An 11,435-nucleotide genomic window follows, 5' to 3' on the forward strand; every position below is an offset into this window, starting at 1 on the left:
GCCGTCAGCAACCTGCTCACCGGACAACGGATCTCCGAGAAGCTCCAGTTCGACGAGCAGAAGAACAAGGACGTCACCCTCTCCACCCAGAAGGAGAAGGTGCCCGTGAAGAAGGTGTTCCTGGAGGACGTAAATATCTCCAAGTACTGAACCCGCGTGGGCCTGCCCCGGTTTGTTGGCGCTCCCGCACTTGACGCGGCGCCCCGGAGAGAGTGCTTCGTCTAGGATGCACGGCCCCCATGCACCCAAGGGTTCACGCATGATCGCTCGCACTCTCTTGTTCACCCTCGCTGTTGTCTCGACCATTGGTTGCGGCCCTCCAACTCCCCCGCCCCCGGACCCCGATCCGGGTTCCGAAGCCGACGCGGGGACCGAAGTCGACGCGGGGACCGAAGCCGACGCGGGGACCGAAGCCGACGCGGGGACCGAAGCCGACGCGGGAACCGGTACCGACGCGGGAACCGATGGCGGCTCCCCCAGCGTTCCCCAGGAGTTCTACACGTCGTTCGAGGACGCGGACCCACAACCCACCTGGAGCTCCACGGTCGAACTCGACGCGCAGGGACAGAAGAAGTCCTCCGGGGTCACCGGAGAGCCGGACACGCGGCTCCGCGGCAACATCATGGATCAGGTGGCCGAGCTGACCGCCAACGGCGACAACTATCCCAACGAGACCGCGGACCTCATCGCCGACGGGGATGTGAACTCGAAGTGGTTGACGTTCACGAGCACGGGCTGGGTGCAGTTCAAGCTCAAGCAGCCCATCGCCGTGAAGCGCTACGCCCTCTCCTCCGCCAACGACGCGGCCGAGCGAGACCCCGCCGCCTGGAGGCTCGAGGCCTCGCGGAACGGAACGAGCTGGACCGTGCTCGACCAGCGCAGCAACCAGTCGTTCACCGCGCGCTTCGAGACCAAGACCTACGAATTCGCCAACACCACCGCCTATTCCTATTACCGGCTCAACGTCACCGCCAACCACAGCGGCAACATCCTGCAGATCGCCGAACTCCAGCTTTCCAATGGCGATGACTCGCCGCCGCCGGTCACGGACATGAAGAGCGTGGTCGGCAACGGCCCTCGCGCCTCGTGGAACTCCAAGCGCAACGCCGGGTTCACCGGCACGCACGCGCTGCGCTTCGCGGGCGCGGTCACGTCGAGTAGCCGCGGCTATTCCTACAACAAGCTCTTCGACGTCGACGTGCGGGTCACGCCGACGACGGAGCTGTCGTATCTGCTCTTCGCCGACGCGGCGACGGACGACCCGAACTATCCGAGCACCTACGCGGCGCTCGATCTCGCCTTCGACGATGGCACCTACCTGAGCGAGCTGAACGCCGTGGACCAGCACCACGCGGTGCTGAGCCCCTCGGGCCAGGGCGCGTCGCGCACGCTCTACGCCAACGAGTGGAACTACAAGGTCTCACGCATCGGTGACGTCGCCGCCGGCAAGACGATCAAGCGCATCCTCATCGGCTACGACCAACCTCAGGGGCCGGTTGCCGGCTTCGGTGGCTGGATCGACGACGTGCGGATCACGGCCAATCCCGTTCACACGACCCCCGGGCATCTGTCGGACTACGTGACCACCCTGCGCGGCACCCACTCGAGCGGCAGCTACTCGCGCGGCAACAACTTCCCCGCGACGGCCATCCCTCATGGTTTCAACTTCTGGACCCCGGTGACCAACGCGGGCACGGCGGGCTGGCTGTACGCGTACCACAGCGCCAACAACGCGGATAACCGCCCGGCGCTCCAGGCGCTCTCCCTCAGCCACCAGCCGAGCCCGTGGATGGGTGACCGGCAGAGCTTCCAGGTCCTGCCCTCGGCGGCCAGTGGCACGCCGAGCGCCAACCGTGCCACGCGCGCCCTCGCCTTCCAGCACGAGAACGAGATCGCGCGGCCCTACTACTACGGCGTGAAGTTCGACAACGGCATCCAGGCCGAGCTCACCCCCACTGATCATGCCGCGCTCTTCCGCTTCACGTTCCCTGGCGACGACGCGAGCCTCCTCTTCGACAACGTCGACAACAATGGCGGGCTCACCCTCGACCCCGAGGCGCGCACGATCACGGGCTACTCCGACGCGCGCAGCGGGCTGTCGACGGGCGCCACGCGAATCTTCGTCTACGCCACGTTCGACCGGCCGGTGGCCACCAGCGGCATGCTCTCCGGCGGCGGCGGCGCGAACGTGACCGGCTACTTCCGCTTCACCGTCCCGGCGGACGACCGCACCGTGACCATGCGCATCGCCACCTCGCTCATCAGCGTCGAGCAGGCCAGGAAGAACCTCGCGCTCGAGATCGCGGAGGGCGACCGCTTCGAGGACGTGAAGGCGCGCGCCCAGAAGCTCTGGGATCAGAAGCTCGGCATCATCGAGGTCCAGGGCGCCAATGAGGACCAGCTCACCACGCTCTACTCCAACCTGTACCGGCTGTTCCTCTACCCGAACTCGGGCTTCGAGAACACCGGCACGGCGACCGAGCCCGTCTACCAGCATGCGAGCCCGGTGGCGGCGGCGAGCGGTCCCAGCACGCCCACGCAGACCGGCGCGAAAATCGAGAACGGCAAGATCTACGTGAACAACGGCTTCTGGGACACCTACCGGGTGACCTGGCCGGCCTACGCGCTGTTCACGCCGACCGCCGCGGGCGAGCTGATCGACGGCTTCGCGCAGCAGTACAGGGAAGGTGGCTGGATCGCGCGCTGGTCCTCGCCCGGCTACGCCGATCTCATGACCGGCACGAGCTCGGATGTCGCCTTCGCCGACGCCTACGTGAAGGGCGTCCGCAACTTCGACGTGGAGGCGATCTACGACGCGGCCCTGCGCAACGCCACGGTCCCGCCGGCCAGCGGCGGTGTCGGACGCAAGGGGCTCGAGTCGTCGATCTTCCTCGGCTACACCCCGAACTCCATCGGCCATGGCTTCTCGTGGGCGATGGCCGGCTATCTGAACGACTTCGGCATCGCGAACATGGCGCGCGTGCTCGCCGCGGACGCGAGCCACCCGCGCCACCAGGAGTTCGTCGAGAACGCGGAGTACTTCCTCGATCGCTCGCAGCAGTACGTGAACCTGTTCGATCCGTCGATCCAGTTCTTCCAGGGCAGGACGGCGAGTGGCGCCTTCACGAGTCCAGCGGCGAACTACGATCCGCGCGTCTGGGGCAACGACTACACCGAGACCAACGGCTGGAACATGGCCTTCGACGCGCCGTACGACGGCCTCGGCCTCGCGGCCCTGTATGGCGGCAGGGCCGGGCTCGCCACGAAGCTCGACCAGTTCTTCGCCACGCCGGAGACCGCGAGCTTCGGCGGAGGCTACGGTGGGGTGATCCACGAGATGGTCGAGGCGCGCGACGTGCGCATGGGGCAGCTCGGCCTGAGCAACCAACCCTCGTTCCACATCCCGTACATGTACACCCACGCCGGTCAGCCGGCGAAGACGCAGGAGAAGGTCCGCGACGCGCTCGCGCGCCTCTTCGTCGGAAGCAACATCGGCCAGGGCTATCTCGGCGATGAGGACAACGGCGCGATGTCGGCGTGGCACCTCTTCAGCGCGCTCGGCTTCTACCCGCTCGGCGTGGGCAGCGAGAACTACGTCATCGGCTCACCGCTCTTCACCCAGGCCGTCGTCCACCTCGAGAACGGCCACGACATCACCATCAACGCGCCGAACAACGGCCCGAAGAACGTCTACGTGCAGGCGCTGCGGGTCAACGGGCAGGCGCAGACGAAGACCTACCTGACGCACGAGCAGCTCTCCGCCGGAGCCACGCTCGACTTCGACATGGGCCCCGCCCCCTCCACGTGGGGCACCGGTGCCGAGGACGCGCCGCCCTCGATCACCACCGATGGCAACGTCCCGAATCCGCTGCGCGACACCGCGACGGGTGGCGTGGCCACGTCGAGCGATGGCACGGACGCCAGCAAGCTCTTCGATGACACCTCGGCCACGAGCGTGAGCTTCACCGCGGCGGATCCCGTGCTGGACTACCAGTTCGCCTCGGGCGGGCGGCAGGTCACCTTCTACACGCTGACGTCGGGCACCGGCACGGTCGACCCGACCGGCTGGACGCTGAGCGGCTCGAACGACGGAGAGAACTTCACGACCCTCGACCAGCGCAGCGCCCAGACGTTCCGCTGGCGCACGCAGACGCGCGCCTTCCGGGTCGCCACCCCGGGCAGCTACACGTACTACCGCCTCGAGCTGACCGGCGCGGAGGGCGTGTCGCTCGCCGAGGTCGAGCTGCTCGCCAGACCCTGAGGAACTTCCGTCCGAGGGATGACTCCGCCTCATTGTGTTCGACACCGTCGAGCGCGATGAGGCGGAGCGTCCCACCCCTTCCATCCACGCTCGTCCTCTCGGCCCGACAACCGCCGCACATGTACACAACCGTGTACATCGCTGGACACAACCCGGTCGTCGTCATAAGTAAACCACCGTGTACATGCCCCGAGCCCCCGAGCCCAAGAAGCCGACGCGCCAGCGCGATGCCGAGCGCACGCGCACCGCGATCCTCGATGCCGCGCAGACGCTGTTCGCCACGCGAGGCTTCGCCAACACCGGGGTGCGCGAGGTGGCGGAGCTGGCGGGGGTGAATTCAGCGCTCGTCGGCCGCTACTTCGGCTCGAAGGAAGGGCTGTTCCGGGCGACGTTGGATCGGGCGCTCGACCTGTCCCCGCTGCTGCATGGAGATCGGCGCCGCTTCGGCGTGGACGTGGTGGCGATCTTCTTCGACACGCAGGAGCTGCCGAGCCCGATGGCGATGATGATCCTCTCGGCGGCGGACCCCGAGGCACACGCGGCGAGCGTCGAGCTGCTGCAGGCGAAGGTGATCGTGCCGTTGGCCAGGTGGATGGGGCCACCGGACGGAGAGGAGCGCGCGGCGCGGCTCAACATCCTCTGGGGCGGCTTCCTCACCAGTTGGAAGCTGCTGCCCATCCAGCCGCTCGCCAAGGCGCGCATCGCCTCCACCCGCCGCTGGCTGGAGGCCATGACCCAGGCGATCGTCGACGAAGGCCCGGCCTGAGTGCGGTCTTCACGAGCCCCCCTGCCTGGCGCGGTACTCGAACAGGGCCGCGGGGGGTTGGATGCCCTCGCGAAGCTCCGGAGCAGGCTCGGGTGGAAGGGCCAGGAGGCGCAGCGGGAGCACCCCCGCCCAACACTCCAGCGGTAGATCCTCGACATCGTCGCGAGGCGGTCCGGTACGAACCTTCGCCGAGGCCTCGTCCAGGGGCAGCCGCAGCACGGACGTCGCCTTGAGCTCCTGGGCGTTGGGCGGACGCACCTCGGCCCAGCGGCCGCGCAGGGCGTGATCCGTGATGGCCTCGAGCGCCCGCGTCTTCTCCTCGCCGTCCGTCACCAGCGCCGCCGTGCCGAGCACCACCACGGAGCGGTAGTTCGCACTGTGGTGGAACGCGGAGCGCGCGAGGACGAGGCCATCCAGCAACGTCACCGTGAGGCAGACCGGTACGCCCTGGGCGAGTTGCCGGGCCAGCCGGCTCACCGAGGCGCCATGAAGGTACAGGTGCCGTCCGATGCGGCCGTAGACCATGGGAAGGACATACGGCTGGCCCTCCACCGCCACCCCCACGTGGGCCACCAGGCCCTCATCGAGGATGGAGTGGATGACGGCCTCCTCGTAGGAGGCGCGCTGCGGGAGCCGGCGGACGGTGCCACGTTCACTGGGGGGAGATGTGTTCATGCGCCTGTTCATCACTCCAAACTGGTCCGTCCAACAGGCCCAGTTCCTCCAATTCGGATGGACCAGTGCCCGCCGCATGGAACAGGATCTCCTCCATGAAGGGCTGGGACCTGACACTCGACCTCCATGCGCCGTCGCCGACCCCCCTCTTCGTGCGCATCGCCCGCGCGCTGGAGGAGGACATCCGCCGCGGCCGGCTCCCGCCCGGCGCGCCGCTGCCCGGGAGCCGGACCCTCGCGAAGTCCCTGGGCGTGCACCGCAACACGGTGCTCGCCGCCTACCAGGAGCTGGCAACGCAGGGCTGGGTCACCACCACGGCGGCACGGGCCACCTCCGTTTCACCCACGCTGCCGGACGTGCCCGCCCGCTCCACCACCGGCGTCCCCCGCTCGGCCATGCCCTCTCGGGTGGGTTTCTCCCTCCCCGCCGCCTCCCCCCTTCGCCGTGAGCGCCTCGAGTCACCGCGCGGCGCGCTCGTCATGGCGGGAGGCGAGCCCGATGTCCGACTCCTCCCCTCCTCCGCCCTCGCGCGCGCCTATCGCCGGGCGTTGAAGCTCGGTGGCAAGCGGCTGCTCGGCTACGGCGACGCGCGCGGCCACCCCCGCCTGCGCGCCGCGCTCGCCGAGATGCTCTCCTCCCTTCGAGGGCTCGCCGTCCACGCGGACGAGCTCGTCATCACCCGGGGCAGTCAGGGGGCGTTGGATCTGGTGGCTCGCACCCTCTTGCGCCCCGGGGACACCGTGGCGGTGGAGGCCATTGGCTACCGTCCCGCCTGGCACGCGCTCCAGCTCGCCGGAGCCCGCCTCGCGCCCATCCCGGTGGATGGCGAGGGACTGCGCGTGGAGGCACTCGAGACGCTCTCCCGGCGCACGCCAGTGCGCGCGGTGTACCTCACGCCCCACCACCACTACCCCACCACCGTGACCCTCTCCCCGGCGCGGCGGCTCGCGTTGATGGCGTGGGCGCGCACCCACCGCGTGGCCCTCATCGAGGACGATTACGATCACGAGTTCCACTACGACGGCCACCCCGTGCTGCCACTGGCGAGCGCGGATCGGGACGGGCTGGTGCTGTACGTGGGAACGCTGTCCAAGGTGCTGGCGCCCGGTTTGCGCCTGGGTTTCCTCGCCGCGCCACGCCCCTTCCTGGAGCACGCCCTCGGGGTGCGCGAGGCGGTGGACCGGCAGGGGGACTTCGCCGTGGAGCTGGCCGTGGCCGAGTTGTTGGAGGAAGGCGAGGTGCAGCGCCACGTGCGCAAGCTACGCGGCGTCTACCGAGACCGGCGCGATGCCCTGGTGGAGGCGCTCGAGCGGGAGCTGGCGGGGGCGCTCACCGTCTCGCCACCCGCGGGGGGAATGGCCCTGTGGGCACGGTGTGCGCCGGACGTGGAGGCCGATGCCTGGGCCCGCGCGGGACGGGAGGAAGGCGTGATCTTCACCCCGGGGAGCACCTACAGCTTCGACGGGCGTCCCGTGCCCGCCGTGCGGCTGGGCTTCGCGGCCCTGAAGGAGTCCGAGCTCGTGGAGGCCGTGCGGCGCATGGTGCGCGCGAGGAAGCGCCCGTGAGGAGATTGTCCGTGTTCACGCTCGGCCGCGCGGGCCGGAGACGAGCCGACGCAAATCGCCCGTGAGGCCACGCGCCAAGGCCCCGAGAAGAACGCCCGGCGGGGCCCACCCCTCCGGGTTGATCCGACGCGCGAGCAGGAGCGAGAAGCGCCGCATGTACTCGCTGTCGGTCATCGTCCACCGGAGCACGCTCCGGGCCGCCCAGGGAGGAAGCTCGGTGTAGATCTCCCGCTTCACCCGATCGAGCGTGGCGTGGAACATGGCGCGGGTGGCCGAGAGCGCCTCCTGTTCGTAGCGCTCGATGGCTCGTTCCCAGCTCAGGGCGCCCTGCTTCCAGTCGACCAGCGCGGCCGCGAGCAGCTTGCTCTCGAGCAGGGCGTCATAGATGCCCTGCGCGTCGATGGAGTCTTTCTGGTGGAAGGCGTCACCGACGAGCGCCCAGCCGGGGCCGCCCGCCTGACGGTAGAGGTTTCCCATCCGTTTGATACCGCGGATGGAAGACACCTGGGTGGCGTGGGCCAGGCGCCGCCAGATCGCGGGATAGCGGCGGAGACCCTCGAGGTAATAGGCCTGGGCATCACCGGACACCTTGAAGCGGTCCGAGCGCCCCTGGAAGACGACGCCGGCACGGCCCTGGGTGGTCGGCATGACGATCATGCAGAACCCGTCCCCCGCGGTGTGGATCTGGATGCCGGTGGGCTCCGCGTCGTAGGGCGCGAATCCGGACCAATAGGCATACAGCGCCGAGGTATCGACATCCGTGCGCTGCTCGGTGACGCGCGCACCGGCCTGGCGTGCGACCAGGCTGTAGCGCCCATCGGCGCCGATGACACAGCGGCCCTCGACCACCTGCTCCCCGCCATCCTCGAGGCGGAGATTGACCCCGGAGACGCGCCCGGAGGTGTCGCGCTCGAGCGCGAGGACGTGGGCACCCTCGAGCCGTGTGACGGAGTCGAAACGGGAGAGATGGTTCCAAAGGCAGCCATCGAGGCGTTCACGATCGACGGTGTAGATGTAATCGCGGCCCCCCACCTCGGAGACGGTGTAGTGGGCGCGGAAGTAGTCCTTGTACTCGACGAAGAAGTGGCGCAGGCGCGGCGCGTCGTGTGCGTACTCGGACTCGGGGACCGCGAGCTCGTCGAGCAGGCTCATGGAGCTGTTCATGAGGAACGGCACCGAGACGGGCGGCGCGCTGGGGAAGTTCGCCCGATCGATGATCAGGACGCGCATGCCCTGGCGGCCCAGACGCATGGCGAGGCTGGCTCCCGCGGGTCGTCCGCCGACGATGATGGCGTCGTAGGTCTCTGGGGTGGGTCGCGTGGTGCTCATGGAGTCTCCTGGTGAGCCGAGCATGGGTTCGCGCGACCTGGGCTGTCAAAGCGATCCGCGCGGCACGGTGCGCCAGCCATGCAGGCCGGGGAGCTCTCATGGCCCGTGCGTGCCACGTCACCTCCCCTTCCCGAGTTCCTTCCTTGCCACGACCCCAGGCGCTACGCTCGCCTCGGTCCAAAGGGCCTCGACTCCCTCGAAGGAGGAGCTGGACGAGGCAACTGCTCGCCGGCTGGAAAAGAGGGGTTACGCCACTCAACTGCTTCTGGATGGAGGATTGCGTGGTCGCAACGGTTACCAACTCTGGTACCAAGCCCGCCTTCCCTGGCGTATCCCCTCGCCAGACTCCGTGAGCCTCCTCACCGCGACGCTCCCCACCGAGTACCTGGAGTTGCATGGCCCCATGAGGGTGCGCGAACTAGCCCTGGACATGGCGTCTCAGCTTCGATTCGCCTCGGGTCACGTGGGCCTTGCTCTCCACTTCTACTGGATGCTGAGTGCCATGGACGAACCCCTCCGCGCCGAACTCGCCCGATACCCGGGGATTGATCTGCGCACGGCCTGGCTTCCTCCGACGCGTCTCGGCACCCGAGTCGATGGCGTCCATTGGCTCAATTTCCTCGCACAGCCCGTGCTCGGCCAGCTCGGTGGAACCACAGCCCTTCGTTCCCGTATCCTTGCACCGGAAACGACCGTGCACGAACTCGATGGGGAGCGCGTCATTGTCTCTCTGGGAGAGAGCCCCGAGGCGGGAGACCTGTCCACCGGACAGACCCTTCCCGCGTATCGAGAGTTCGCACGACTGCTGGAGCCCTGGCTCGAGCCTCTGCGCATATCGGAGCAGTCCTGGTCCGGCGAGCCACCTCGCTACTCCGATATGCGTTTCACCGAGAACGAGGCACGGTGCTGGTGGAGACGATTCCTCGATTGATGCGGCCGTCCCCCCGTTGCTCGAATGGTGGGACCCCGCCACCTTCCAAACACGAGTCCTTTGACACCTTCTCGTTGGACAGCCAACCCACTGTGTCCCTCCCATCACTGGCCAACCCAGTGACTTGACGGGCGCACCCGTCCTTCCGTGTAATTTCGGCGGCTTCAGGATGCAGTCAAGGGCTGCGAAACCACGGCCCAGTGCCGGACGGCTCTCACTCGGGAATTGCAGAAGCTGGCCGAGCAACTCCGAAAGGAAGGCTCCAGGCTCAACAAGCTCGTCACCCGGAGCGAGTGAGGTTAGGAGAGGAACATGGCGAAGAGGTACTTCGAGCTGGACGAGGACATGAGTAGCGAGGAAGTGCTTTATTGGACCCCTGAAGATGACCGTCCCGACAAGCTTGGGCAATACCGGGCCGTTTACGGCATGCGCATCGACACCTCCAAGGTAGGCGATGCCAGGATCTTCCGAACCAAGGGGTATCCCAGAGCCCTTCTCGTCGCCGAGGAAGTGAAGGAGGCACTCGAGCGCACCGGCGCTACGGGCCTGAAGTTCACGGAAGTCACCGGCCCCAGCCCTATCAGCGATGAGGAGCGTGCCTACAAGCGCAGGTGTAACGAGCTTCTGGACCCACCCCCTGCCGCCCGACGCGCAGCGTGGAAGTCATTCGGCAAGCTGGACGAGCTGGCCGTCGCCCCACGGGCCATCTGCTACGAATGGCCGGGTCACCGGCAGGATTGGGCCATCATCCACCGGGAAGCAGGGCGTCTCCTCCTCGTCTCCGAGGGCCTCTCGGATCCCTTCATCTCGCGTCTGGAGCCCTCCGTAGGATTTGGTCTGGAGCTCGCCCTGGAGACAGAACAGACGGAGCTTCCCCTCGATGCCATCGAGGGAAGTTGGCCCTACATTCTGCTGGAGCGAGTCGCCAAGGAACTGGTGGCGCAGGAGAACGTGCGAGAGAGGGCCGAGGCGGGTCTCCTTGCACTGGAGGTGGCGGCGACGGGCATGCCCGCGACCCTCGTTTCCACTGAGGGTCGCGTGGGGGTGCTGCTCGGCTTGGAGTCGGGCACACTCCCAAAGCATTTTCCCACACCGTTCGGCGACGTGCGGCTCGTCACCGTCAAGGCCCTGCTGCCTGCGGAACTGGAATACGTGTTGAAGCGTGGCACGGAGGGCATGGACGAGCTGGCGCGGCGCTTCGCGAAAACCGGGGAGGAACATGTCTCCCGCGCCAGTCGGCAAGCGGTGGTGTAGTCGGTAAACCGTGAGTAGATGGATTCTTACTCTCAAGGAAGTGATACCACTAAAAACAGCCAAGTCCCCTGAAATCGAAGGCACGGCGCTGGTCGAGACGATTCCTCGACTGAATTAGCCATCACCCCAAGCCGCGGCGGATGTAAACCCCAGGCGGGCCCGCGAAGAATCAGGGGGCGGTTGACAAGGGGACGCTGTGAGCGAGAACCATCCGCCATTGAGGGCGATATCCGTGAAGGCGCCCACATCGTCCACGATCGTGCCGTCCTCCAGCCGCACCCGGGCGTGCTGCCGACCCGTGAGGACTCCGACGTCTCCGTAGACATGCACTCGCAGGTCATCGGACTCGACGGACAGGATGGTGCCAGGAATGGCGAGGATGGCCCCGATGAATCCGGCGCGATCCGCCGTGGGACTCCCCGGGACGCGCAGTTCGAAGCGCTCGTCCAGGATGGACTCGAGCAACTGGCGATCCCGTGTCCGGATGGCACTGAACATGTCTTGTTCGAGCTGGCGCAGTTGAGCCTCGTCCGCCGTAGTCACCAGGTCCTCCTCTCGGTCGGCCATTCCACCCAGACGAGAAGCCAGGCCCCGGGCTCCTGCCTCGCCGATGTCACCCCGAAGTGACGTAATCTCCACCTAGATACGTCCGCT

8 protein-coding genes are annotated in these 11,435 nt (G+C 67.6%); 5 read left to right on the forward strand and 3 right to left on the reverse strand.

Translation table 11 applies throughout. The features are described 5' to 3' along the window. Positions 1-259 precede the first annotated feature (259 nt). Positions 260-4,261, forward strand: a complete 4,002-nt coding sequence (locus CYFUS_RS29685; protein ID WP_095988294.1) for a GH92 family glycosyl hydrolase — start codon at positions 260-262, stop codon at positions 4,259-4,261. Between the two features lie 184 nt (positions 4,262-4,445). Continuing rightward, entirely contained in the window at positions 4,446-5,027 is a 582-nt protein-coding gene (locus CYFUS_RS29690; RefSeq protein ID WP_198316950.1) for a TetR/AcrR family transcriptional regulator, read from the forward strand. A 9-nt stretch (positions 5,028-5,036) separates the two neighbouring features. On the opposite strand, the gene CYFUS_RS29695 is transcribed toward CYFUS_RS29690, so the two are convergent. After that, positions 5,037-5,702, reverse strand: coding sequence for a pyridoxamine 5'-phosphate oxidase family protein (locus CYFUS_RS29695; RefSeq protein WP_095992308.1), 666 nt, complete (start codon positions 5,700-5,702; stop codon positions 5,037-5,039). Positions 5,703-5,797: 95 nt separating this feature from the next. On the opposite strand from CYFUS_RS29695, the gene CYFUS_RS29700 reads away from it, so the two are divergent. Further along, a complete protein-coding gene (locus tag CYFUS_RS29700) occupies positions 5,798-7,267 on the forward strand; it encodes a PLP-dependent aminotransferase family protein (protein ID WP_095988296.1) in 1,470 nt (489 codons plus the stop codon). 15 nt (positions 7,268-7,282) lie between these two features. On the opposite strand, the gene CYFUS_RS29705 is transcribed toward CYFUS_RS29700, so the two are convergent. Next, on the reverse strand, positions 7,283-8,596 hold the full coding sequence (locus CYFUS_RS29705) for an NAD(P)/FAD-dependent oxidoreductase (protein ID WP_157758740.1): 1,314 nt from the start codon (positions 8,594-8,596) through the stop codon (positions 7,283-7,285). 22 nt (positions 8,597-8,618) lie between these two features. On the opposite strand from CYFUS_RS29705, the gene CYFUS_RS29710 reads away from it, so the two are divergent. Together CYFUS_RS29710 and CYFUS_RS29715 are read left to right on the forward strand one after the other, a co-directional pair. After that, positions 8,619-9,527 (forward strand): type VI immunity family protein, encoded by a 909-nt coding sequence (locus tag CYFUS_RS29710; protein ID WP_232536885.1) that lies wholly within the window; start codon positions 8,619-8,621, stop codon positions 9,525-9,527. Between the two features lie 312 nt (positions 9,528-9,839). Continuing rightward, positions 9,840-10,781 carry a suppressor of fused domain protein gene (locus CYFUS_RS29715; protein WP_232536886.1) on the forward strand — a complete coding sequence of 314 codons (942 nt, stop codon included), beginning with the start codon at positions 9,840-9,842 and terminating at the stop codon, positions 10,779-10,781. Positions 10,782-10,895: 114 nt separating this feature from the next. Here CYFUS_RS29715 and CYFUS_RS29720 read toward each other — a convergent pair whose 3' ends face one another. Further along, the gene (locus CYFUS_RS29720) at positions 10,896-11,324 is read right to left on the reverse strand and encodes a nuclear transport factor 2 family protein (RefSeq protein ID WP_157758741.1); all 429 of its coding nucleotides are present in this window, start codon (positions 11,322-11,324) and stop codon (positions 10,896-10,898) included. Positions 11,325-11,435: the final 111 nt, after the last annotated feature.

It is taken from the genome of Cystobacter fuscus, from assembly GCF_002305875.1.
Lineage (GTDB): Bacteria > Myxococcota > Myxococcia > Myxococcales > Myxococcaceae > Cystobacter > Cystobacter fuscus_A.

Excerpts from the sequence above, each read along its gene's own strand:
- CYFUS_RS29685 (WP_095988294.1), top strand. The coding sequence starts at position 260 with ATGATCGCTCGCACTCTCTTGTTCACCCTCGCTGTTGTCTCGACCATT.
- CYFUS_RS29690 (WP_198316950.1), top strand. The coding sequence starts at position 4,446 with ATGCCCCGAGCCCCCGAGCCCAAGAAGCCGACGCGCCAGCGCGATGCC.
- CYFUS_RS29695 (WP_095992308.1), bottom strand. The coding sequence starts at position 5,702 with ATGAACACATCTCCCCCCAGTGAACGTGGCACCGTCCGCCGGCTCCCG.
- CYFUS_RS29700 (WP_095988296.1), top strand. The coding sequence starts at position 5,798 with ATGAAGGGCTGGGACCTGACACTCGACCTCCATGCGCCGTCGCCGACC.
- CYFUS_RS29705 (WP_157758740.1), bottom strand. The coding sequence starts at position 8,596 with ATGAGCACCACGCGACCCACCCCAGAGACCTACGACGCCATCATCGTC.
- CYFUS_RS29710 (WP_232536885.1), top strand. The coding sequence starts at position 8,619 with ATGGGTTCGCGCGACCTGGGCTGTCAAAGCGATCCGCGCGGCACGGTG.
- CYFUS_RS29715 (WP_232536886.1), top strand. The coding sequence starts at position 9,840 with ATGGCGAAGAGGTACTTCGAGCTGGACGAGGACATGAGTAGCGAGGAA.